Genomic DNA, 22,899 nt, shown 5'->3' on the forward strand with positions numbered 1-22,899 from the left:
TCTTGGTCCTTAGCAGGTGATATTGATCTTTATCATTCAGGTCGTAGTTGTCGCACAAAACAAATGCCTGTGACCTTTTGAAGGCGTAATCGTAAGGATCAATCAAATCAAGCCACGACTGCGTGACCTCGTTATCAGTAAGCCGCGCGGATTGGATAACTTCGCGCGTCATATGCAATAAAATTAACATGAACCTTGGCGTATGCGAGGCAGAAACACTACATCTAAGATAGTCGGCAAGACCGGGCGTGAAGGATGTTGCATTACGTTTTTCAGGGTTCTTGATGGTAAAAGAAGGGCAATCGCGCTAGGCTTGATGAAACAGTACGGAAAGAGTTGAGAGATGGGCGAAAAAGCGGACACAGGCGAATATCTGGGTGGCAAGCTGCTGGTGGCAATGCCTGGCATGCGTGATCCACGCTTTTCGCAAAGTGTTGTCTATATCTGTGCCCATAACGAAGACGGAGCGATGGGGTTGGTGATCAACCGCGTCATTGACAGCATCACCTTCCCTGAACTGCTTGAACAGCTTGGCATTGCACGTCCTGCGCCGACCATTGAAGACATTCAGGTTCATTTCGGTGGCCCGGTCGAAAGCAGCCGCGGGTTTGTTTTGCATTCGACGGATTTTTCAAACGAAGCAACCTTGCATGTTGATCGGGGTGTCTCGGTAACGGCGACAGTTGATATTCTGGAGCAGATTGCACTGGGCGAAGGCCCGCAAAGCCGCATTCTTGCACTTGGATATGCCGGATGGCGCAGCGGGCAACTGGAAAATGAAATCCTTGCCAATGGCTGGCTGCATGTTGATGCGGATGCGGATCTTTTGTTTGATATCGATTGCGAAGATAAGTGGGAGCAGGCCTTTACCAAACTTGGCTTTGCGCCGGAATTGCTGTCAGGCGAAGCTGGTCATGCCTAAGCTTTGTGGCACTCTTGCCTGCGTTTTCCCAAAGAAAAAGCCTGCCGGTTGGCAGGCTTTTGTGCATTTTCGCTGATGTTGATTTCGGTCAGTCAAACAGGGCGTCAATTTCTTCCTGCGAGAAGATTTGATCAACCTCGTCCTGTGAAACGCGCTGGGCGTTCTGCGGTGCTTTGGTAACCGTTTTATCAAGGTTATCAAGCCCTTTGGGATCGGCAGGCAGGTCAAAGTCGCCAAAGTCATCATCACCCCAAATTTCGATCACGCGGTTCACGCGTTCCTCGATGTATTTCATGGTGTTGACGACTTTTGTAATCCGCTGCCCCGTCAGATCCTGGAAGTTACAGGATTCAAAGACTTTGACAACCAGCTCAACAATGTCATCGGCAAGGCCCTGCGTGTAATCATCGGGCGCAGCAGATCGAATATTGTGTGCAACAGCGTCAATCTTTTCGACAGTGTCCAGGATGTTTGCGGTGGCATCCTCGGTTGCGGCGACAACGGAATCAAGCTCGCCCTTGACGATGTTAATACGCGTTCCCGACGAATCTTCGGGCGCAGTATAGAGGGCCGCGATTTCTTTTTTGGTTTCCTGAATGGAATTGGCAAGCGCGCGAATTTCAGTTTTCATCATACGCAACTCGTTGCGCGCGTCTTCCTGTTCGTTTTCGACGGGCTGTGCCGTCATCTTTTTCTGTTCTTCGATCATGATGCGGATATCAGACAGCAGCTCAAGCTTGAGGTCTTCGATCGCAGTATGAAGGGTCGAAAGATCAGCGCCACCACCCGATGAAGCCATGTCGGTTGGCATTGGAGTGGGCAGGTTGACCATGTCGCTCATGGTTTCGAGCTTGTTAAGCAACCGCATCTCGGCGGTAAAAAGTCTTTTGCTTCCTGGGTGTGCCATCGACGAACCTCTGTCTTTATCTGTCGGCATCCTGCAAGTGGCTATGAAAGTCACTCACAGCGATTGGTTAGTCAGATGCATACGTTTGGGTAGAGTAGTCCGCAAACCTGATCCCGCCAACCGAATTCATATCCGTGATATTGGGGAAAAACACACATAATTAAAGGCTTCAGCCGCGGAATTTAATTTAGGTATGCACTATTTGTCATATTCGTTTGCGCGAATCGCACATTTGAACAAGTGGTTATCTTCGATCATGCGTTGATGTGCGGTATGGCATTACCAAGATCAACATGCCGTAACGGCACTTCTCTGTATCGATGAATTACGGTGTCAGACAAAGCACGCAGCAGGCTTTAGCCATTGGTTGAAGGGATTTAACCGGCTTTTCTGTGTATGTTGCACAGCAGCAATCGAAGGGGTGCTCTGGATATCGTGAGCGGAATGGCGGTTTTTCTATCTAAGGGTGGGAATTTATAGCTGTTTTGATCAAAACCAGAACGATAATTCAATTTGATTGCAAGTACATTTTTTGTGCATCGCAGCGAGGTTTTTTCTGGAACAGGTGCATAAGATACGCTATTTGCTTGCCTTACTGATGTACTTTCGGGTGCAGGCTTATTAAGAATAAGATATGTCAGAGGAAATGCTCCGGTCTGATGGTGTGCGTAATCTTTGGTTGAGAAGATGATATTGTCCTTGAGAGGGGCCATTATCCTCAGACAAGATGTCACCGTTAGGGGTGGAGACGATTGAGGCATATCGCCTTGAGATGTAATGCGAGGGGGCAGATTCGCATGTCGGTCAAGAAGCTATTTCCCATCTTTCTGTTGGGATTGGCGGTAATTACCGGGTTTGATGGCGTGGCACTTGCCGCTGTCGGTCAGCCTGAACCCTGGCAGCTTGGGCTGCAGGATCCGGTTTCGCCTGTGGCTGTTGAAGGCCAGAAATTTTTTAATCTCGTGACGTGGATGATGGCGATCATTACTGTGATCGTTCTGTTTTTGCTGCTTTATGTGCTTTATCGCTTCAGCGCGAAGCGCAATCCGGTACCGTCAAAGACAACCCACCATACCCTTCTTGAAGTGGTCTGGACGGTTGTTCCGGTCCTTATTCTTCTTGTTATTGCGATCCCGTCGTTCCGTCTGCTGTATTTTGCAGACCGTGTCGAAGATGCCGATATGACGCTCAAGATTATCGGCAAGCAATGGTACTGGACTTACGAATATCCTGATCATGGCAATTTCACGTTCGATTCTTTGATGATCGACCAGGAAACGGCCGTTGCCGAAGGCAAAATGCGTTTGCTGGATGTGGACAATCCCGTTGTCCTGCCGGTTGACCAGAACATTCGTCTGATCATGACGTCCGATGACGTGATCCATAACTGGGCCATGCCATCGCTGTTCATCAAACTTGATGCAGTGCCGGGCCGACTGAACGAAACCTGGACCCGCATTCCGGGTGAATATGCCGGTACAACCTTCTATGGTCAGTGTTCGGAGCTGTGTGGTGTGAACCACGCCTATATGCCGATCGCAGTCAAAGCTGTTACCATGGAAGAATACGAAGCCTGGGTCGCCAAGGCACAAGAACAGTTCGCATCAGCTGACTTGCCGTCTTCGGTTTCCGTGGCATCGGCAGAGTGAGGGAGAGATTAATGGCTCACGCTGATACACACGATCACGATCATACCCCCGGCTTCTTTACCCGTTGGTTCCTGTCAACCAACCATAAAGACATCGGGACGCTTTATCTTATTTTCTCTGTGGTTGCCGGTCTGATTGGCGGCGCGTTTTCGGTCTGGTTCCGTATGGAACTGGCACATCCGGGAACACAGGTCATTGAGGATCCCCAATTCTTCAACGTGCTTGTGACCGCGCACGGCATGATCATGGTGTTCTTTGTTGTCATGCCAGCCATGATTGGCGGTTTTGGCAACTGGTTCGTACCGATCATGATCGGTGCGCCGGACATGGCGTTCCCGCGTCTGAACAATATTTCGTTCTGGCTGATCGTTCCGGCCTTCATCCTGTTGCTGCTGTCTGCTGTTGTTGGCAGCGGTGCCGGGACCGGATGGACGGTTTATCCGCCGCTTTCAGGCGTCCTTGGCCATCCTGATGCATCGGTTGACCTTGCGATCTTTGCGCTGCACCTTGCCGGTGCAAGCTCGATCCTTGGCGCGGTGAACTTCATCACGACCATCTTTAACATGCGCGCGCCGGGTATGACCCTGCATAAAATGCCGCTGTTTGCATGGGCAATGCTGGTAACGGCATTCCTGCTTTTGCTGGCTGTGCCGGTTCTGGGTGGCGCGATCACCATGCTTCTGACCGACCGTAACTTTGGCACGGACTTCTTTAATCCGGCCGGTGGCGGTGACCCGATCCTGTATCAGCACCTGTTCTGGTTCTTTGGTCATCCTGAAGTTTACATCATGATCCTGCCGGGCTTTGGCATCGTCAGTCACATCATCTCTACCTTCTCGCGCAAGCCGGTCTTTGGCTATCTCGGGATGGCATATGCGATGGTGGCAATTGGTGTTGTCGGCTTCATCGTTTGGGCGCACCACATGTATACGGTGGGCTTGGACGTTGATACCCGCGCATACTTCACCGCGGCGACGATGGTGATTGCGGTTCCGACCGGGGTTAAAATCTTCTCGTGGATTGCGACCATGTGGGGTGGTTCGATCACCTTGCGTGCTCCGATGCTTTGGGCAATCGGCTTTATCTTCCTGTTTACTGTGGGCGGTGTGACAGGTGTGATTTTGGCGAACTCGGGCATGGATTTGCCGTTGCATGACACCTATTTCGTTGTGGCTCACTTCCACTACGTTCTGTCACTTGGCGCCATCTTCTCGATCTTTGCTGGCTTCTATTACTGGTTCAGCAAAATGTCGGGTTACGAGATTTCCGATCTTGGTGCGAAGATCCACTTCTGGCTCTTCTTCATCGGCGTTAACCTGACCTTCTTCCCGCAGCACTTCCTGGGTCTTGCCGGCATGCCACGTCGTTATGCTGACTACCCGGATGCGTTTGCTGGTTGGAACCTTGTTTCGTCTTACGGTGCGTATCTTTCATTCGCATCGACCATCTTCTTCCTTGGTGTGGTGGCACATGCCTTCATCCGTGGCAAGAAGGCCGAAGCAAATCCATATGGCGAAGGTGCAGATACGTTGGAATGGACCGTCAGCTCGCCGCCGCCGTTCCATACCTTTGACGAACTGCCGCGTATCAAGTAAGTGATCCTGGTTTAAGTCCCCCGCAGGACTGTCTTGCGGGGGGCGCCTTACCGCCCCAAAAAGAGAAGACCAGATTTCTATGACCAAGCAGGTTGCCAACCAGACCCTTGCGCTTGAAGACATCGCAAAACTCCCGATTTCGGAGGTGCGTGACTATATTGCGCTGCTTAAACCCGGTGTGATGACCTTGGTCGTCTTTACCGGTGCTGTGGGTCTGTTGATTGCACCAGGATCAATTCATCCGTTCCTGGGACTCGTCGCAATCGCCTGTATTGCAGTTGCCAGTGGCGCGGCGGCGTCGATTAACATGTGGTATGACCGAGATATCGACATCCACATGAAACGAACTCAAAACCGGCCGATTCCGGCAGGGCGCGTGCAGGCCGAAGAGGCACTGTCACTTGGCATTGCCCTGTCGATTGTTTCGGTCACTGTGATGGCGGTTGCCATCAATATTGCGGCTGCGGTTTTGCTGGCTGTTTCGATTGCGTTTTACGTTTTCGTTTACACCATGTGGCTTAAGCGCAGCACACCACAGAATATCGTCATTGGCGGTGCCGCCGGGGCTTTTCCCCCGATGATCGGCTGGGCGTCGGTGACGGGCGGGATTGATATCAATTCAATCGCGCTGTTTATGATTATCTTTATGTGGACACCGCCGCATTTCTGGGCGCTGGCCCTGTTCCGTTGCGGGGATTACGCCAAGGTCGGGGTTCCGATGATGCCGGTTGTTGCCGGTGAAGCGGCAACCAAAAAGCAGATGCTCATTTATACCATTCTGCTTTTGCCAGTTACTTTGGTGCCGGTTGCGACCGGATTGCTTGGTGTCTTTTATGGTGTGACAGCGGTTCTTACCGGACTGTGGTTCTTGCGCCATGCGGTTCGTGTTTTGCGCAATGCTGAAGAACGCGCACCGCACAAGATGTTTGGATATTCCATTCTGTATCTGTTTGTCCTGTTCGGGGCGATGGTTGCGGATGTTTGGTTGGTTGGATTTATGGCATGAGCGAACAGGCAGAGCAGAACAAGGCCGAGCTCGCGGCATTTCTGGCCCAACGTAAAAAGAAGAACAGGGTGTTTCTGGTTATCCTTGGTGGATTGGCCGTTCTGTTCTTTGCGATCACAATTTTGAAGATGAGCTAGGACGCCATGGCTGATCAATCGCGCATAGACAAAATGAAAGCACAGAACAAGCGTGTCTTGTTGAGCTGTGTTGTCGTTGTCGGCGGTATGGTTGGAATGGCCTATGCGTCTGTGCCGCTTTATAAACTGTTCTGTCAGGTTACCGGATTTGGCGGCACGACCCAGGTTGCAGCGCAAGCGCCGACCGCGGTGTCTGAAAAAACCATCAAGATCCGGTTCAATGCGGATGTTAATTCCGGCCTGAACTGGCAGTTTAAGCCAGAACAGCGCGAGATTACGGTTCGCCTTGGTGAAGATAATCTGGCGCATTACATGGCGGAAAATATGTCTGTCCATCCGATTACGGGACAGGCGGTTTATAACGTTACACCCCTTAAGGCCGGTCAGTATTTCAGCAAGATCGCGTGTTTCTGTTTTGACGAGCAAACCCTTCAACCGGGACAGCGCGTTGACATGCCGGTCAGCTTCTATGTTGATCCTGCCATTGCCGAAGACATGAATACCCGCGACGTAAAGACAATTACCCTGTCCTACACCTTCTTCAAGTCCGAGGCATCGGTTGAAGTTGTGGACGGGAACGAAGATCAGGGAGGCTGACAGTTCACCATCTGGTGGTCTGTTAACTCCGTTTAATAAAACGTACTTGAGTTTCTTTTTTTAAGATTGAGGGGGACAAGGAATGAGTGATCATGCTCAGAAACATCCGTTCCACCTGGTAGATCCAAGCCCGTGGCCGTTGGTGGCTGCAACTGCGGCAGGTCTGTTTACCGGTGGCATGGTCATGTTCATGCATTCGGACCGTGCGCCGGCTGATTTTTGGCTGGCAGGGATCGGCATTGCGGGCATCCTGTTTGTGATGTTCCGTTGGTGGGGCAATGTTATTGCCGAGTCAAAGATTTACCATAACAAGGTCGTTCAGATCGGTCTGCGTTATGGGATGTCGTTGTTCATCGCATCCGAGGTAATGTTCTTTGTTGCCTTCTTCTGGGCGTTCTTCCACAACGCGTTCGTGATCTTTAGCCCGGGTGTGACCGAATGGCCGCCTGCAGGGGTAGAAGTTCTTGATCCGTGGGATTTGCCGTTCCTCAACACCCTGATCTTGCTGCTGTCGGGTTGTACCCTGACATGGGCGCATCACGGGTGCCTTGAAGGCAAGAAAAAGGATCTGGTACAGGGGCTGGCGCTGACCGTTGGCCTTGGCATCATCTTCCTGTTCCTGCAGATGTACGAATACAGCCATGCTGCGTTTGGCTTTGCCGACAACATTTATTCTTCGACCTTCTACATGGCGACCGGTTTCCACGGTTTCCATGTGTTTGTCGGAACGGTGTTCCTGGCTGTTTGTTTGGTCCGTGCGATGAAGGATGGCTTTGATGCCAAACAGCATTTCGGTCTTGAAGCAGCAGCTTGGTACTGGCACTTCGTTGACGTTGTCTGGTTGTTCCTGTTCTTCGCAGTGTATATCTGGGGCGGCGAATAAGCCGGTCTGACCCGATTTTTCGGGACCAAGATCATGGATGATTTTTATCCAAACCTTTCCCCCATTCGTACCGGGTTGGCATGCAAATGTCCCCGCTGCGGTGGGGGAAAGCTGTTTTCGGGCTATTTGACCGTTCGGGAAAACTGTGATGTCTGCGGATTGGATTTACGCGGGCATGATACCGGCGACGGTCCGGCTGTTTTTATTATCTTTATTCTCGGATTTCTTGTGGTGCCCATGGCACTTTGGGTCGAAATGGCCTATATGCCGCCACTGTGGCTACACGCGTTGGTGTGGGGGCCGGTGATTGTCGGCGTCACACTGATCTTGCTTAGACCGTTAAAAGGTCTCATGGTGGCGCTGCAATTTCGTCATCGATCGACATCCGAACAGGACTGATTTCAATTTATGTCACTTCTCATCACGCGCCCTAGTCTGGCGATGAAAATCTGCGCCGGGTTGTCTTTGATTATCCTGTTGGGGCTCGGCTCTTGGCAGGTGGACAGGTTATTCTGGAAGCAGGATCTGATTGAGCAACGTCAGGCACAGGCGGAGCTGCCGCCAATTGCGGTGCCAACAGACACCGTCCTTGATCCGGAAATCGACTTTCGCGCAGCTTATGCGGACGGGCATTATTTGAACGATCAGGAAAAATACCTGATGGCGCGCACACAGCGTGGCAATGTCGGTTTTCAATTGATCACCCCGCTTGAACAGGAAGATGGGCGTATCATTCTGGTCAATCGTGGTTGGGTGCCAGCCGATTACCGTGATCCTGCGACCCGCCCTGATAGCCTGATTGAAGGTCCGGTTCACGTTACCGGTGTTTTGCGCCTGCCCCGAGAAAAGCATTGGGCGCAGCCGGAAAATGATCCCCTGAAAAATCAGTGGTTCTATGTCGATGTAGACCATATGGCGGAAGATAGCGGCGCTGAACTTGCAAGCGCTTATTATCTGGAACTTGATGACACGGCCGTCCCCGGTGGATTGCCAATTGGCGGACAGGCCAAGGTCAAACTTCCCAACAGTCATCTCGAATATGCCATCACATGGTACAGCCTCGCCTTGACGCTGATTGTGATGTTTGTGCTCTACCATCGTCGTCCGAATGACGATAAATCAGATGATGGGCACTCAAAGAAGTCTGCATAAGACGCAAACACCATTGTTACAAAGCCGTCAGGATGGCTGGCAGAAGAAGCTATCCTGATGATTTGGTCCGAATGATTAAATGCGATGGGGCATCCCGGTCGCGCAGGAGTCCCGATGACACAAGCTTATGAAAAGCTCGAAGCCCGTTTCCGCCGTATGAGTGTTCTGTCAAACATCGGCGAGATGTTGCATTGGGACATGGCGGCCATCATGCCAGATGGCGGGGCAGATGCGCGCTCGGAACAGCTTGCGACGCTCAGCGTCCTGCATAACGAACTGGTCAATGCCCCCGAGATGGGCGACCTTCTTGATGCTGCTGAAAGCGAAAGTCTTGATGATTGGCAGAAAGCCAACCTGTCTGAGATGAAACGTGGCTGGGTGCATGGCACCGCCGTTCCGGCAGATCTGGTTGAAAAAATGTCACGCGCGGAAACCAGTTGCGAAGTTGCATGGCGGACCGCACGGGCAGAAAATGACTTCAAAGGTCTGCTGCCAAAATTGCAGGAAGTCCTTGATCTGTCGATTGAAGCAGGTCAAGCCAAGGCCGAAGCCCTTGGCTCATCGGTTTATGATGCGCTTCTGGATCAATATGATCCGATGATGCGATCTGAACGCATCGATACTCTGTTTGCTGAACTGGAAGGCTTTTTGCCTGATTTCACAGCCGAGGTGATCGAGCGCCAGAAGTCGGAAGATAAGCCGATATCACCGGTTGGTCCGTTTCCGATTGAAACGCAGAACAAGGTCGGGCTTGATTTGATGAAGGCGGTCGGGTTCGATTTCGACCATGGCCGTCTGGATATTTCGCACCATCCGTTCTGTGGCGGCATTCCCGATGATGTCCGCATCACGACCCGCTATGACGAAAATGATTTCACATCCGCCATCATGGGCGTTCTGCACGAAACAGGGCATGCCATGTATGAACGTGGATTGCCAAAAGCCTGGCGGAACCAGCTGGTAGGCAAGGCGCGTGGCATGACCATGCATGAAAGCCAGTCTCTGCTGGTTGAAATGCAGGCCTGTCGGTCTGAAGAATTCCTGACGTATGCAGGCCCTGTCTTCAAACAGGCATTCGGTGGCGATGATCGTGCGTGGAATGCGACGAACCTTCACCGTCTTTATACCCGCGTTGAACCCGGTCTGATCCGGGTTGATGCGGATGAAGTAACCTATCCGGCGCATGTGATTTTGCGTTACCGGCTGGAGCGCGCCCTGATCGAAGGCGATATGAAGCTTTCTGATCTTCCAGGTGCCTGGAACGAGATGATGGAAAAGCTTCTCGGTATTACGCCATCGGATGACCGGAATGGCTGTATGCAGGATATCCATTGGCCGTCTGGTGCTTGGGGCTATTTCCCGACCTACACATTGGGGGCAATGGCAGCGGCACAGATCTTTGCCGCCGCCAAGGATGCCAAACCTGAAATTCCGGCTGCTTTGTCACGTGGTGATTTTAGCCCATTGATGGGCTGGCTCGGCACAAACATTCATAGTCAGGCTTCGAGCAAGTCGACCGACGAGATATTGCAGGCCGCAACCGGTAAAGTTCTTGGCGTCGATGCGTTCAAGGCACATATGTTGAGCAGGTATGGACAGTAAAACCAATTGAATGACGGCGGTAATCTGCTAGCATCAGTTGGTTCGGGATCCATGTTTTTCGTGCGATGATAAGTGGTTATACAGGATAGCATCCCGTTTCAGTCTTCATAGGCGCTACAGTCATATGGGAATAACCGACGGTAACAAGAAGGTCATGGACCGGCAGGTCTATGCCATAGATCAGGTTATTTTCCGGGAAGGAAAACCGGGGAATGCTGCGTATGTTGTGCAAGAAGGCAAGGTTGAAGTCTTTAAAACCCTGAACGGGGAAGAAGAGGTCATTCTTGGCACGATTGAAGCCGGCGGCCTGTTTGGCGAGCTTGCCCTTGTTGATAACCAACCGCGTATGGCATCTGCACGTGCAACAGAACGCACGGTCCTGATCGCGGTTAGCCGACAGACATTTGAAAAGAAAATGTCGGGTTCTGATCGCTTCATCAAAGCAATTTTGCGAATCCTGCTTGGGAACTATCGCACTGTGGTGCGCCGCGCGGCGATTGCCGAGGCAAAGCTTAAGGAGCATGGCATTTCTGTCGATGATTAGGCCGGTATCATCGCCGACTTGATCATGTGCTTGCGCGATAATGCGTATCGCACGGCAGGCTTGTTTGATTGCCCCTTGACTATATCCCCACTTCCCCTCACTAACTCAGGCGTTGGAGTGTGTTTTGCTGCCTTTTGGGCGCGAATGCACGGAACTGGTAATCGCCTAATTCAGGAGCAGGTCTAGTGCGCTATGTCAGCACGCGGGGAAGCGCCCCCGTTTTGCAGTTCGATGAAGTTCTTCTTGCCGGTCTGGCCCGTGACGGGGGGCTTTATGTTCCCGAAACATGGCCAACCTTTTCCAAGGACGATATCCGTGCGCTGCGAACTCTGACCTACGCAGAAGTCGCTTTCAAAGTGATCCAGCCGTTTGTTGCCGGGACCGTTGACGACGATGCCCTGAAAGCCATTCTTGATGAGACCTATAACGGTTTCGATCATAAGGCCGTCGCACCGCTAAAACAGCTTGGCGCGAATGACTGGGTGATGGAACTGTTCCATGGTCCGACGCTTGCGTTCAAGGATTATGCGCTTCAGGTGGTTGGTCGTTTGTTCGACCATGTTCTGGCCAAACGCGGTGAACGCATCACGATTGTTGGTGCGACATCCGGTGATACCGGATCGGCTGCAATTGAGGCCTGCCGTGACCGGGCAAATATCGACATCTTCATCCTGCATCCCAAAGGTCGGGTTTCCGAAGTTCAGCGTCGCCAGATGACGACCATTCTGTCGGACAATGTGCATAACCTTGCTGTTGAGGGATCGTTTGACGATTGTCAGGATCTGGTCAAGGCGCTGTTCAATGATCATGGCTTCCGCGATGAAGTTGGCCTGTCGGCGGTAAACTCGATCAACTGGGCGCGTATCATGTGCCAGATCGCGTATTACTTCTGGGCCGGCGCGCAGCTTGGTTCGCCAGAACGCGAAATTTCGTTTTCGGTTCCGTCGGGTAACTTTGGCAATGTCTATGCCGGGTATGCCGCGATGCAGATGGGCCTTCCGATCAAGCAGTTTGTGGTTGGGGCCAACCGCAATGACATCCTTGCCCGTTTTTTCGAGACCGGTGTGATGAAGATGGAAGGCGTTGAGCCGTCGCTTAGCCCGTCGATGGACATTCAGGTCAGCTCGAACTTTGAACGTTTGATGTTTGATCTGTATGACCGTGATGGTCTGGCAATTGCCGACATGCTGACCAAGTTCCGCGAAACCGGGGTTATGGAAATGTCGCAAGGGCAGTTCGCCCGCGCACGGGAACATTTCGATGGCTATCGTCTTGATGATGACCAGACCCGGGCCGCGATCAAGGATATCCTGGAAACCAGTGGCGAGCTGGTTGATCCGCATTCCGTGATCGGGATTGTTTCGGGACGTGAATGCAACCGTGATACATCTGTTCCGATGGTCGCACTGGCAACAGCACATCCAGCAAAATTCCCCGATGCGGTAAAACAGGCCTCGGGTATTTACCCGGACTTGCCGCCGCGTCTTTCTGATCTATATGACCGACCAGAAAAGGTCGAACCCATGTCCAATGATGTGGCGAAATTGATGGCGCATGTCCGGAAAAATCGGCGTGCGGCCTGAACGCCAATCAGATAAAAGGCATGATGTGAAAAACAGGAGTACTGCTATATGACAGTCGAGCTTACCAAGCTTGACAATGGGATGACGGTCGCAACGGATCGTCTTGACCATGTCGAATCTGTGGCCTTGGGAAGTTGGGTTGAAGTCGGCGCGCGTAACGAGACGCCTGATATCAACGGCATTTCTCATATGCTTGAACATATGGCCTTTAAGGGCACGCGTCGTCGTTCGGCATTGCAGATTTCCGAGGAAATCGAGTCTGTCGGCGGACAGATGAATGCCTATACCTCGCGCGAAAATACCGCATATTACTGCAAGGTCCTGCATGAAGATCAGGAACTGGCAATTGATGTGATCGCCGACATCCTTCAGCATTCGACCCTGGATGCGAAGGAACTTGAACGCGAACGTCAGGTGATTCTGCAAGAAATCGGTCAGGCCAACGACACGCCAGACGATATCATTTTCGATTATTTCCAGGAAACGGCCCTGCCAGATCAGGCATTGGGCCGTTCGATTCTGGGAAGCCCGGAAAATGTATCTTCGCTGTCACGCGATCATTTGTTTGATTTCATGTCACGCCGATATAGCCCGAACAACATGGTGTTTTCTGCATCGGGGAAAGTCGAACATCAACGCATCGTCGATATGGTTGCGGAAAAGTTCGACAGTCTTCCGGCGCATGAAGACCATGAGATCGAGCCTTTGAAATACGAAGGCGGCAGCCGGATCGAGAACCGTAAACTTGAGCAGGTTCACGTGATCATGGGCTTGCCGACGGTTTCCTATACGCATGACAGCTTCTTTGACCTGCAAGTGTTCAACACTTTGCTGGGTGGTGGCATGTCATCGCGTCTGTTCCAGGAAATCCGCGAAAAGCGTGGTCTGGTTTATTCGGTTTATAGTTTCTCCTCGCACTATGTCGATGGCGGGCTGTTTTCGATCTATGCCGGTACGGGGGCCAATGACATTGGCGAACTGATGCCGGTCATGTGTGACGAACTTGTTCGTGCGACAGATGATCTGACAGAAGAAGAAGTCACCCGTGCGCGTGCGCAGCTCAAGGCATCGGTTGTCATGGCAATGGAAAGCAATTCCGGTCGCTGTGAAACGCTTGCCCGTCAGATCCAGATTTTCGGACGCCCGCAAAGCATGGAAGAAATCGTCGCCAAGGTCGATGCTGTCGACATTGAAAGCGTGCGCCGTGCAGGCAAGGCGCTGTTGGATGGCAAGCCAACCATTACCGCCCTTGGCCCGGTTGATAAAATGCCGGAATATGATGACTTGGCAGCACGTTTGCGCAAATAAGTTCCAAGCCTAAAAGATATCTGAAAACGGCACCTGTCCAAATGGGCAGGTGCCGTTTCCTTTTGCCGCAGCGGTCAGGCTGGTGTATCCCCATATCAATCAGGATGATGGGGTAAGCAACATGCAATATGCCTTTGATATCGGCGGATCAAAGATCGAGTTCGGCGTTTTTAGTGATGATGGGGAAATCCTGCTTCACAGTAAAACACCGACGCCAAAAGACAATCGTGATGCGTTTGTTGCTGTTATTTCTGATGTGCTGGGCGAAGCTGATCGCGAATTTGATGTGCGCCCGGATATTGGTATCAGTTTTGCCGGGGCTGTTGATCCGCAAAATGGCGCGGTCATTTCCGCCAATATTCCCGCCATCATGGGATGGCCGTTGGCATCAGAACTTTCCAAAATCCTGAACCGTAAGGTTCTTGTGGAGAATGACGCCGATTGTTTCGCCCTTGCCGAAGCCTTAAGCGGGGCGGCCAAAGATGCCCAGACGGTTTTTGCGATCATCCTGGGGACGGGCGTTGGTGGCGGGATCGTTGTTGATAAGCAGTTTATTGGCGGCAAAAGCGGTGTGCGCGGCGAATGGGGCCACGGGAATGACGTGACAGGAACGCTCATTCGGTCCGGTCTTGCACCGGTTGCCTGCGGTTGCGGGCAGACCGGGTGTCTTGATGCATGGGGGGGCGCGCGCGGTCTTGAAAACATTCATGCCCAGATCAGCGGCAACCGACTTACCAGCTTTGACATCACGGATGCCTGGCGGGCCGGGGATACCTTTGCTGCCCGTGCAGTCGAAATATATTGTGAACTGGTGGCGCGTGAACTTGCCTTAATGATCAATGTGCTTGATCCCGATTGTGTGCCGGTTGGTGGCGGGATGGCATCCGAGCATGTCATCATTGCGCAGATTGATGCATTGGTGTGTAAGCGCGTTTTGGGGCGCTATGACGCGCCGTTGGTTGTTCCGGGCGTCCATGCTGGTGATGGCGGCCTTCGGGGCGCTGCCATGCTTCATTCGGCGATCAATCAACCCTTGCACGGGGCTGCAAAATAGAATGGCCACGCAAAACAAAGCAGAACTGCAATCCCAACCTTTGCTTGAAGTCTGTGTTGAAAGTTTCAAAGACGCCCAAATCGCGACCAAAGCCGGGGCTGGGCGGATTGAATATTGTTCTGCATTGGCACTTGGCGGCTTAACGCCGTCACCCGGTGCGATGGAACGTATCGGCGATATTGCCGCACCTTGTATGGTCATGATCCGACCGCGGCCGGGAAACTTCTACTATCACGCTGATGAGCTGTCGATCATGAAACGCGAAATTGCGTGTGCGCGCGATCACGGTGCGGCAGGCGTTGTGTTTGGGGCATGTGATGGTGCCGGTGGGCTTGATGTCGATGCCTTGCAAAGTCTGTTGGAAGAGTGTTCTGGTTTGCAGACAACCTTGCACCGTGCCTTTGATCAGGTCGCAGATCAGGCACAGGCACTTTCACAGGCAATTGACTTGGGGTTTGATCGTATCCTGACCAGCGGTGGTGCGCCGGATGCCCAAAGCGGGCACACTCAGCTTGCGCAACTGGTCGCGATTGCACAGGGACGTATCGCTATTTTACCGGGGGCCGGGATCAATGCCGCCAATGCGCAAGATATCTTGTGCGCAACCGGTGGCCACGAACTGCACGCTTCATGCAAAGTCACCAACCAAATTTCGCCGGAAGACGAAGGCCGAACGCGGGTTGATCCAGACCGGGTTCGGGCACTTTGCGCAGCGATGATCGGGTGAGTGCATTGGGGTTAAGGGCAGGGGCTTTAAATTAATTGCGCGAACGTGGAATTGCCCTATGCGATGGTATGAGATGTGTTTAATCTTAAAAGACCGATTGCAGTAATCGTTAATTAAGAAGCTGATAATAAAGGTGTGATTATGGCGCGTACAATCGCGATCAGATCACCTTTCAGGGATTGGGTGCAGAAATGTCTAGCGAATTAGAAACCAAGCAACATTTTGATTTTGCAAATCTGGGACTGGAAATGGCCCAGCTGTTTGAGCATATCGATGCTGCTGTGCTGGTGGTGGATCAGGATCGCAAGGTGGTTGCGACCAACGGCCTCGCATCGGACTTTTTCGGCTATGACGAGGGTGAGCTGTTAGGTCAGGAAACCCGCATCCTTTTTGATGATCCGGCTGATTTCGAAGAACTTGGAAAATCCCGCTACAATAACGAGGTGGCAGAGGGCTTTGGCGAACGGTATGTCGTGCGCTATCGCCGCAAGGACGGATCGGTGTTTGACGGAGCAACAGTTTCGGGGGTTATTCGAAAGACCGAAGACGGCACGGTCTATTTCTTTGGCATGATCACGGATGTTTCGCGCCAGACGGCGGCGGAAAGTGCGCTGAACCAACTCCATGAAATAACCTCGTCTCGGGCCCTGAACTTTGAACAGCGTGTTGATGCAATTTTGAAACTCGGAACCAGGCATTTTGGGTTGCCGATTGGCATTTTTAGCAAAATCACAGATGACCAATATGAAGTTCAGCAGGCCATACATCCTGAAAATGCCCTGACACCGGGCATGAGCTTTGATCTTGGTGACACCTATTGCAGTCATGTGGTCAAAGCCGATGATGTGCGGGGCTTCCACCATGTTGCACAAAGCGAAATTCAAACCCACCCGTGTTACAAGAATTTCGGGCTAGAAGCCTATCTTGGTGCCCCGATTGTGACCGATGGTGAACGATACGGAACGTTAAACTTCTCAAGCCCGACACCGACACGCAAATTTACCGGGCAGGATATCGAGCTTGTCCGATTGTTCGCCGCATGGCTGGGCCACGAAATTGCCCGCACACGTGATTGGCGTGAGTTGGAAACAACCCGTGCAGAATTGGAACGTCTTGCGACACTTGATCCTTTGACCGGGCTGTTTAACCGCCGTCACATGGAAAACTGCCTGCGGGCTGAATTGGAACGGGTAAAACGCTATAACAAGTCACTTGTTGTTGCCTTGCTTGATTTCGATAATTTCAAGGACCTTAACGACAGTTATGGTCATGACACCGGTGATGATGCGCTGAAGCTTTTTGCCAAAGTGTCGGCTGAAATGATGCGCGATACCGACGTGATTGCACGTTGGGGCGGGGAAGAATTCCTGATTTTGATGCCTGAAACGAAGGCCGCAGGCGCGCTTAAATATCTCAAACGGTTGACCGACCGTATGCGTCAATCCGATTTCCACGCACAGGATGTCGAGGTGAAGCTTACCCTTAGTGTCGGGCTTGGAATTGCCGGGCCTGAAGACACAATTGATAAGTTGGTGTCACGCGCGGATATTGCGATGTATGAAGCCAAACAGGCGGGCCGTGATACCATCCGGATGTATTCAGAAGACGAAAGTTAACGCCCAATTGTGCGTAGGGCCCGCGTATTTTGATAAGCGGGCCGCGATAGAAATAACATCGTGAGACGGAAAAAAGAAAACCGCTTTGAGGAAAAAACCTCAAAGCGGTTTGTTTTGGCTGGGGCGGTAGGATTCGAACCTACGGTACACGATACCAAAAACCGATGCCTTACCACTTGGCCACGCCCCATCAGCGTGCGTGGCGCGGAAAATAGCGTTACCTTCGCCAGAGCGCAACCCTCTATTTGAAGGTTTTTTTGTTCAGTGTTCAGTCTGGGAATGAAGCACCGATATTTGACAGTGTGCGGGCCTCCTGACACAGGATTTGTGTCGGCGAAATCCACCAGTCCGGACTGGCCTGCGCAATAGCATTTGCCGCACGTTCAGCCTGCTCTGTGGTGTCATAAATGCCAAAGCAGGTCGCACCGCTGCCAGACATTCTTGCCAAAAGACACCCTTCCTCGCGGGCCAGTGCATTGAGCACGTCACAAATTTCTGGAAGGATCCCGGTGGCAGGTAATGTCAGATCATTTCCGCAGTCCGAAAGCGCATCGGCAAGGGCCGCACCACTGTTAAATTCCTGATCAATGTTCCAAAGTCCCGTTTGGCTGAAATCTTCGTCTTCGCGGGCTTTGAAAATTTCAGGTGTCGAAACCGCCTTGCCCGGATTGATCAAAAGGATCGGGATTGGTGGCAAATCGGCAAGGTCGGTTAACTCATCGCCGATTCCCGACATCAAGCATGTCTGACCATGAAGGCAAACCGGAACATCAGCCCCCAAGGATAGCGCAATGCGCGACAACGTTGCGGGGGCAAGATCAAGCTTCCACATATCGCATAAAAGCCGGATTGCTGCCGCCGCATCGGCCGAACCGCCCCCGATGCCCGATGCAATCGGCAGGCGCTTATCAAGGATAAGATCAGCGCCAAGGGTGGTTTGGGTTTCTTGCTGAAGAAGATGTGCAGCGCGGACCACCAGATTGTCATTGGTGTCATCAAGCGACAGGCCAGCCGCCATAGGCCCCGTGATGGTCAAGGTTACGATGCCGTCTTCGCGAAGCTCACCGGTAAGTACATCGCCAACAGCGGTAAAGCAGACAAGGCTTTCCAAAAGATGGTAGCCATCGCCGCGTTTGCCGGTGACATGAAGGAACAGATTGATCTTGGCCGGTGCCTGTTCGCTATAGGTCGCAGACATGGTGTTTCTTCCCGAAGTGGTCAGTTCACGACAGTTGGTGCGACACTTGGCACCTGACCATTGATTTTGGCTTCTACGGTGGTCCGCAGTTCGGTCGTCGGATTGAACGAAAGGGCACGGTGCCACTGGAAACGGGCTTCGTGATAGCGCCCGATCTGCCAATAGGCGTCGCCCAAATGATCATTGATCGTCGGATCGTCGGGTTTCAGTTCAACTGCCTTTTCAAGCTGTTCAACCGCATCATCAAACCGGCCGAGTTTGTAATAAACCCAACCAAGGCTGTCGACGATATAGCCGTCATCAGGTTGCAATTCGACTGCGCGCTTAAGCATGTCTTCGGCCTGATCGAAATTCATGCCCATATCAACCCAGCTATATCCAAGATAATTCAGGACATAAGGCTGTTCCGGTTCAATTTCGAGGGCAAGCAGGAAGTCGGATTCGGCTTTTTTCCAATCGCCGGCCCGTTCATGGGAAATGCCACGGCGATATAGCAATCGCCAGCCAACCAGCGTATCGCCACCCAACCGTTCAATCGCCTTGTTATAGGCACTGGCCGCTTCACTGTATTGGCCCTGAATGCGCAAGATATCGCCAAGCTGGATCAAGGCATCCGGGCGGTCTTTACGTTCATCGACCATGTCTTGCAGGATCTTGATCGCTTTATCGGATTCCCCGATTTGCTCAAGACTGGATGCAATGCGCAGGCGGGCATTCCAACTGTGCGGCGATGCATGGGGAATCGCACCATAGACGTCAATTGCGGTGTTAAACCGGCCCTGAATTTCCATGATTTCACCAACCAGAAGGCGGGTGATATCGTCATAGGGGCGCAGGGAAAGAGAATAGCGCGCCATCAACAAGGATGGTTCAACTGCATTTTCCTGACTAAGCAGGGTCGCGATATCAAGATAGGCTTCGGCAAGACCCGCCGCCGGGGTCAGCATGGTTGCCAAAGGCGGCTCACCCCGTTCAAGACGGGCAAGATGGAATGGCATGGCAAGTGATTGTGGATGACGGTCCATATAGCTTGCATAAAGCAGGGCGGCTTTTTGAACCTGCCCTTTACGCTCATACACCGCGCCAAGGGCTTCGGCTGCACGTAATGGTGCATCCGCCGGATCGCCATAGGCGCTGGCAAGCGCCCGTTCAGCGCCATCCAGATCATCGAAATAGGCAAGAATTAACCCACGGTGATATTCCGAAAGCGGGGTAAGCGAACCATTTCCCTGCATTTCATCAAGGGAAATCAATGCCTGTTCCGGGGCGTTTAATCCGGCATAAAGCCACGCCTTCGCCAAAGGCGAGATCAGGGCGTTAATGCCCCGTTGTGGAAGGGCTGCGACGACATCTATGGCATCCTGATAGCGATTTTCGCTGATGGCGGCATCCATCACGGTCAGGGCGGCGAACAGGTCTTCGGAGTTTTCCGCCTGAAGCTGTGTCGCGATATCCGTGGCATCGGTGATGCGGCCATCGCTGATCAGGGCAAGAAACGCGCGGCGGCGCAATTCGGCGTTGTCCGGATCAAGTTCGTGGGCGCGCAACAAGTATTGCGCGGCATAGTTCGACTGGCTTTCGATCTGGGCTGCTTTACCGGCAAGGAAGTTGCCCGAGAACCCATCAGATTGCGGATACTGGAATTCAACTTGTTCAGGCTGCTGTGGCATAGAGCTACAGGCCGAAAGAGCAAGTGCCGTCATCGGAATGATGAATTGTAACAGTTGACGTTTCAAAGGCTTGTCCTGCGTCCGCAATTCGGGTTCGGTGTCATCAACGATTGATCAACACCACATTGAATTTCGGGTTTAGCCTACTCAGTCGGCAATTATAAGGCAAAGCATTTGCAACAAGCAGCGCGGCGCAAGTTAGATGGAATGCGATATACATTTGCCAAAGCGCAGAAATTGGCGGTTGAGGCAGGAGGGCTGCTTAGCAGTAAAGCGGGCGCTTTGCCGGAATATCGAGTTGTTTGCTAATGATTTCACGGGCCTGTTTGCCAAATTGGGACCTTTGTCCAACCGGTGCGACGGTTTCAAGGATCGACATTGCCTTGTCCAATCCGACGGCCTTGGCCAAGAACCATCCGGCAAGATAGCTTGATGACAGGCAGCCACCACTGGTGACGATGTTGCCCTGTGCAACCAATGGCCGGTCTTCGATGATGGCATCGGTTCGGGCCAATATCGGGCGGGTTTTCGTGTCGGTGGTGATGGTCGCTGGCAGAAGCCCCAAACGATACAGGAACAGTACGCCAGAACATTGCGCACCAATCAGTTGGCGTTCCGGATCAAGCAACAGTTCACGTGTGATGGCCGTATCATTGATATGCTCGCGGGTATAAATGCCACTGCCGAGTATCACCGCATCTGCATCTTTCACAAATGACAGGGGCTTTTGCGCGGTGACAGTCACGCCATTCATCGATGTCACGGTCTCGCCCGGTGCAGTGATTTCAGCGCAGATACCATCAGCCTTGGCCCAGTTTAAAATCGACAGGGCAACAAAGCTGTCAAGTTCGTTAAAACCATCGAGTGTCACGATTGCAATCTTCATAGCATCTTCACCGCTGCTTAAAAGGGGAAGGCATTGAACGCGGAGATTGCAGCATGCACAAGGAAAAACTGATTTAGGGGAATAGGACTTTCAGACGGCTTTTGTTTGGAAACATGATTTGTGAATGGGTTGATCCCAATCATCATACCAAAAGAAAAAGACCCGCACATAGCGGGTCTTTTTGTATGAGGAAAGCCAGGTGGCTTACATGTTCGGGTAATTTGGTCCGCCACCACCTTCGGGCACAACCCAGACGATGTTCTGGGTCGGGTCCTTGATGTCGCAGGTTTTACAATGCACGCAGTTCTGTGCATTGATCTGCAGGCGTTGACCACCCTTGTCTTCGTCTTCGACAAACTCATAGACCCCGGCCGGGCAGAAACGGGCTTCTGGCCCGTCATAGACCACAAGGTTGGTGGATACCGGAACGCTGTCATCTTTAAGGGTAAGATGCACAGGCTGGTCTTCACCATGGTTTGTGTTTGACAGGAAGACAGACGACAGTTTGTCAAAGCTGACCACGCCATCAGGTTTCGGATAGTCAATCTTTGGCATCTCGGACGCAGGCTTCAGGCAGGAATGATCTGCATGGTTTTTAAATGTCCACGGTGCCTTGCCGCCCAACAGATAGGTATCAACCGCACTGTAGGCCATACCACCCCAGAAGCCCCATTTGGCAAAGCTTGGGCGGATGTTGCGCACTTTGTGCAGTTCCGGATAAACCCAGCTGTCTTTTAGACGTTGCGGGTAGCTGTCCATCTGTGCCGGGACTTCGTCCGCTGTCAGGGCTTCGAACGCGGCCTCGGCAGCCAGCATGCCGGTCTTCATCGCGGTGTGCGATCCTTTGATTTTTGGCACGTTCATAAAGCCTGCCGAACAACCGATCAGGCATCCGCCGGGGAAAACCAGATCCGGGATCGACTGGAAGCCACCTTCGTTCAGCGCACGTGCGCCGTATGAAATGCGACGGCCTTTTTCGAAAATCTTGCGGATTTTCGGGTGCGTTTTGAAACGCTGGAATTCATCAAACGGGCTGAGATGCGGGTTTTCGTAATCCAGACCGATGACAAAACCGACAACCACCTGATTGTTATCAAGATGATACAGGAACGACCCGCCATAGGTGTCCTTATCAAGCGGCCAACCGGTTGTATGCTGGATCAGGCCTTCTTTGTGGACTTCGGGATCAACTTCCCAAAGTTCCTTAATACCGATGCCATAAGTTTGCGGGTCTGAATTCTTGCGCAGATCAAATTTCTTGATCAGCTGTTCGGAAAGCGATCCACGGCAGCCCTCGGCAAAGAAGGTATATTTTGCATGAAGTTCCATGCCCGGTTCATGGTTCGGACCCGGCGTGCCATCACGCGTCAGGCCCATATCCCCCGTGGCAATCCCTTTGACCGAACCGTCGTCGTTAAACAGAACTTCGGCAGCAGCAAAACCCGGATACACTTCGACGCCAAGTGCTTCGGCCTGTTCACCAAGCCAACGGCAGACATTGCCAAGACTGACAATGTAGTTGCCTTTGTTATGCATCTGCGGCGGGGTCGGGAGTTTCTGCGAGCCGGTTTCGCTCAACATTATGAACTCGTCCTTGCCGGCAGGAACGTTCAGCGGCGCACCGCGTTCTTTCCAGTCCGGGAAAAGTTCATTCATGGAGCGGGGCTCCATCACGGCACCAGACAGGGTATGGGCGCCGACTTCGGAGCCCTTTTCAACCACACAAACGGTGATCTCTTTTTCCTGTTCCTGGGCGAGTTGCATCAGTTTAATGGCAGCCGACAGACCGGACACACCGGCACCTACGACGACCACGTCAAATTCCATGGATTCGCGTTCCATTTGGCCTCTCTCCTTGGGCCG

Annotated in this window: 21 protein-coding genes and 1 tRNA gene; 16 read left to right on the forward strand and 6 right to left on the reverse strand. The window is 52.4% G+C overall.

What is annotated here, in order from left to right; all coding sequences use genetic code 11:
• The first annotated feature begins 343 nt into the window (after positions 1–343).
• Complete coding sequence (locus RIC05_RS09120; protein WP_350046821.1) at positions 344–922, forward strand: YqgE/AlgH family protein; 579 nt, start codon at positions 344–346, stop codon at positions 920–922.
• 88 nt (positions 923–1,010) lie between these two features.
• On the opposite strand, the gene RIC05_RS09125 is transcribed toward RIC05_RS09120, so the two are convergent.
• Positions 1,011–1,829: a hypothetical protein gene (locus RIC05_RS09125; protein ID WP_350046822.1), complete on the reverse strand. Its 819-nt coding sequence runs from the start codon at positions 1,827–1,829 to the stop codon at positions 1,011–1,013.
• A gap of 797 nt (positions 1,830–2,626) precedes the next feature.
• Between RIC05_RS09125 and coxB the strand changes: the two genes are divergently transcribed.
• The 15 genes from coxB to RIC05_RS09200 all read left to right on the forward strand — a co-directional run bounded on the left by coxB (position 2,627) and on the right by RIC05_RS09200 (position 17,282).
• Positions 2,627–3,478 (forward strand): cytochrome c oxidase subunit II, encoded by an 852-nt coding sequence (gene coxB, locus RIC05_RS09130; RefSeq protein WP_350046823.1) that lies wholly within the window; start codon positions 2,627–2,629, stop codon positions 3,476–3,478.
• 11 nt (positions 3,479–3,489) lie between these two features.
• Positions 3,490–5,073 carry a cytochrome c oxidase subunit I gene (gene ctaD, locus RIC05_RS09135; RefSeq protein WP_350046824.1) on the forward strand — a complete coding sequence of 528 codons (1,584 nt, stop codon included), beginning with the start codon at positions 3,490–3,492 and terminating at the stop codon, positions 5,071–5,073.
• A gap of 79 nt (positions 5,074–5,152) precedes the next feature.
• Positions 5,153–6,079 (forward strand): heme o synthase, encoded by a 927-nt coding sequence (locus tag RIC05_RS09140; RefSeq protein WP_350046825.1) that lies wholly within the window; start codon positions 5,153–5,155, stop codon positions 6,077–6,079.
• Positions 6,076–6,216 (forward strand): cytochrome c oxidase system small membrane protein, encoded by a 141-nt coding sequence (locus RIC05_RS09145; RefSeq protein ID WP_350040909.1) that lies wholly within the window; start codon positions 6,076–6,078, stop codon positions 6,214–6,216. Before RIC05_RS09140 ends, RIC05_RS09145 begins: the two co-directional genes overlap by 4 nt.
• Before the next feature lie 6 nt (positions 6,217–6,222).
• Complete coding sequence (locus RIC05_RS09150; RefSeq protein ID WP_350046826.1) at positions 6,223–6,813, forward strand: cytochrome c oxidase assembly protein; 591 nt, start codon at positions 6,223–6,225, stop codon at positions 6,811–6,813.
• An 82-nt stretch (positions 6,814–6,895) separates the two neighbouring features.
• Positions 6,896–7,696, forward strand: a complete 801-nt coding sequence (locus RIC05_RS09155) for a cytochrome c oxidase subunit 3 (RefSeq protein ID WP_350040907.1) — start codon at positions 6,896–6,898, stop codon at positions 7,694–7,696.
• Positions 7,697–7,729: 33 nt separating this feature from the next.
• Positions 7,730–8,095 carry a DUF983 domain-containing protein gene (locus RIC05_RS09160; protein WP_350046827.1) on the forward strand — a complete coding sequence of 122 codons (366 nt, stop codon included), beginning with the start codon at positions 7,730–7,732 and terminating at the stop codon, positions 8,093–8,095.
• A gap of 9 nt (positions 8,096–8,104) precedes the next feature.
• Positions 8,105–8,848, forward strand: coding sequence for an SURF1 family protein (locus RIC05_RS09165; RefSeq protein WP_350046828.1), 744 nt, complete (start codon positions 8,105–8,107; stop codon positions 8,846–8,848).
• 114 nt (positions 8,849–8,962) lie between these two features.
• Positions 8,963–10,450 carry a carboxypeptidase M32 gene (locus RIC05_RS09170; RefSeq protein ID WP_350046829.1) on the forward strand — a complete coding sequence of 496 codons (1,488 nt, stop codon included), beginning with the start codon at positions 8,963–8,965 and terminating at the stop codon, positions 10,448–10,450.
• Positions 10,451–10,574: 124 nt separating this feature from the next.
• The gene (locus tag RIC05_RS09175; RefSeq protein ID WP_350040903.1) at positions 10,575–10,994 is read left to right on the forward strand and encodes a cyclic nucleotide-binding domain-containing protein; all 420 of its coding nucleotides are present in this window, start codon (positions 10,575–10,577) and stop codon (positions 10,992–10,994) included.
• A gap of 185 nt (positions 10,995–11,179) precedes the next feature.
• Entirely contained in the window at positions 11,180–12,577 is a 1,398-nt protein-coding gene (gene thrC / locus RIC05_RS09180; RefSeq protein WP_350046830.1) for a threonine synthase, read from the forward strand.
• A 48-nt stretch (positions 12,578–12,625) separates the two neighbouring features.
• Positions 12,626–13,885: a M16 family metallopeptidase gene (locus RIC05_RS09185; protein ID WP_350046831.1), complete on the forward strand. Its 1,260-nt coding sequence runs from the start codon at positions 12,626–12,628 to the stop codon at positions 13,883–13,885.
• A 121-nt stretch (positions 13,886–14,006) separates the two neighbouring features.
• Positions 14,007–14,939, forward strand: coding sequence for an ROK family protein (locus tag RIC05_RS09190; RefSeq protein WP_350046832.1), 933 nt, complete (start codon positions 14,007–14,009; stop codon positions 14,937–14,939).
• 1 nt (position 14,940) lies between these two features.
• Positions 14,941–15,666 (forward strand): copper homeostasis protein CutC, encoded by a 726-nt coding sequence (locus RIC05_RS09195; protein WP_350046833.1) that lies wholly within the window; start codon positions 14,941–14,943, stop codon positions 15,664–15,666.
• Positions 15,667–15,857: 191 nt separating this feature from the next.
• Positions 15,858–17,282: a sensor domain-containing diguanylate cyclase gene (locus RIC05_RS09200; protein WP_350046834.1), complete on the forward strand. Its 1,425-nt coding sequence runs from the start codon at positions 15,858–15,860 to the stop codon at positions 17,280–17,282.
• Positions 17,283–17,397: 115 nt separating this feature from the next.
• Here RIC05_RS09200 and RIC05_RS09205 read toward each other — a convergent pair.
• From RIC05_RS09205 to RIC05_RS09225, 5 genes are all read right to left on the reverse strand, one after another.
• Positions 17,398–17,472, reverse strand: a tRNA-Gln gene (locus RIC05_RS09205).
• Between the two features lie 78 nt (positions 17,473–17,550).
• A complete protein-coding gene (locus tag RIC05_RS09210; protein WP_350046835.1) occupies positions 17,551–18,480 on the reverse strand; it encodes a 4-(cytidine 5'-diphospho)-2-C-methyl-D-erythritol kinase in 930 nt (309 codons plus the stop codon).
• 20 nt (positions 18,481–18,500) lie between these two features.
• On the reverse strand, positions 18,501–20,216 hold the full coding sequence (locus RIC05_RS09215; RefSeq protein WP_350046836.1) for a tetratricopeptide repeat protein: 1,716 nt from the start codon (positions 20,214–20,216) through the stop codon (positions 18,501–18,503).
• Between the two features lie 196 nt (positions 20,217–20,412).
• Complete coding sequence (locus RIC05_RS09220; RefSeq protein ID WP_350046837.1) at positions 20,413–21,036, reverse strand: DJ-1/PfpI family protein; 624 nt, start codon at positions 21,034–21,036, stop codon at positions 20,413–20,415.
• A gap of 204 nt (positions 21,037–21,240) precedes the next feature.
• A complete protein-coding gene (locus RIC05_RS09225) occupies positions 21,241–22,878 on the reverse strand; it encodes an electron transfer flavoprotein-ubiquinone oxidoreductase (RefSeq protein WP_350046838.1) in 1,638 nt (545 codons plus the stop codon).
• Between the last annotated feature and the right edge of the window lie 21 nt (positions 22,879–22,899).

It is taken from the genome of Thalassospira sp. (genome assembly GCF_040218635.1).
Taxonomy (GTDB): Bacteria; Pseudomonadota; Alphaproteobacteria; order Rhodospirillales; family Thalassospiraceae; genus Thalassospira.

Coding starts and splice junctions, on each gene's coding strand:
- RIC05_RS09120 (WP_350046821.1), top strand. CDS start 344: ATGGGCGAAAAAGCGGACACAGGCGAATATCTGGGTGGCAAGCTGCTG.
- RIC05_RS09125 (WP_350046822.1), bottom strand. CDS start 1,829: ATGGCACACCCAGGAAGCAAAAGACTTTTTACCGCCGAGATGCGGTTG.
- coxB (WP_350046823.1), top strand. CDS start 2,627: ATGTCGGTCAAGAAGCTATTTCCCATCTTTCTGTTGGGATTGGCGGTA.
- ctaD (WP_350046824.1), top strand. CDS start 3,490: ATGGCTCACGCTGATACACACGATCACGATCATACCCCCGGCTTCTTT.
- RIC05_RS09140 (WP_350046825.1), top strand. CDS start 5,153: ATGACCAAGCAGGTTGCCAACCAGACCCTTGCGCTTGAAGACATCGCA.
- RIC05_RS09145 (WP_350040909.1), top strand. CDS start 6,076: ATGAGCGAACAGGCAGAGCAGAACAAGGCCGAGCTCGCGGCATTTCTG.
- RIC05_RS09150 (WP_350046826.1), top strand. CDS start 6,223: ATGGCTGATCAATCGCGCATAGACAAAATGAAAGCACAGAACAAGCGT.
- RIC05_RS09155 (WP_350040907.1), top strand. CDS start 6,896: ATGAGTGATCATGCTCAGAAACATCCGTTCCACCTGGTAGATCCAAGC.
- RIC05_RS09160 (WP_350046827.1), top strand. CDS start 7,730: ATGGATGATTTTTATCCAAACCTTTCCCCCATTCGTACCGGGTTGGCA.
- RIC05_RS09165 (WP_350046828.1), top strand. CDS start 8,105: ATGTCACTTCTCATCACGCGCCCTAGTCTGGCGATGAAAATCTGCGCC.
- RIC05_RS09170 (WP_350046829.1), top strand. CDS start 8,963: ATGACACAAGCTTATGAAAAGCTCGAAGCCCGTTTCCGCCGTATGAGT.
- RIC05_RS09175 (WP_350040903.1), top strand. CDS start 10,575: ATGGGAATAACCGACGGTAACAAGAAGGTCATGGACCGGCAGGTCTAT.
- RIC05_RS09185 (WP_350046831.1), top strand. CDS start 12,626: ATGACAGTCGAGCTTACCAAGCTTGACAATGGGATGACGGTCGCAACG.
- RIC05_RS09190 (WP_350046832.1), top strand. CDS start 14,007: ATGCAATATGCCTTTGATATCGGCGGATCAAAGATCGAGTTCGGCGTT.
- RIC05_RS09195 (WP_350046833.1), top strand. CDS start 14,941: ATGGCCACGCAAAACAAAGCAGAACTGCAATCCCAACCTTTGCTTGAA.
- RIC05_RS09200 (WP_350046834.1), top strand. CDS start 15,858: ATGTCTAGCGAATTAGAAACCAAGCAACATTTTGATTTTGCAAATCTG.
- RIC05_RS09210 (WP_350046835.1), bottom strand. CDS start 18,480: ATGTCTGCGACCTATAGCGAACAGGCACCGGCCAAGATCAATCTGTTC.
- RIC05_RS09220 (WP_350046837.1), bottom strand. CDS start 21,036: ATGAAGATTGCAATCGTGACACTCGATGGTTTTAACGAACTTGACAGC.
- RIC05_RS09225 (WP_350046838.1), bottom strand. CDS start 22,878: ATGGAACGCGAATCCATGGAATTTGACGTGGTCGTCGTAGGTGCCGGT.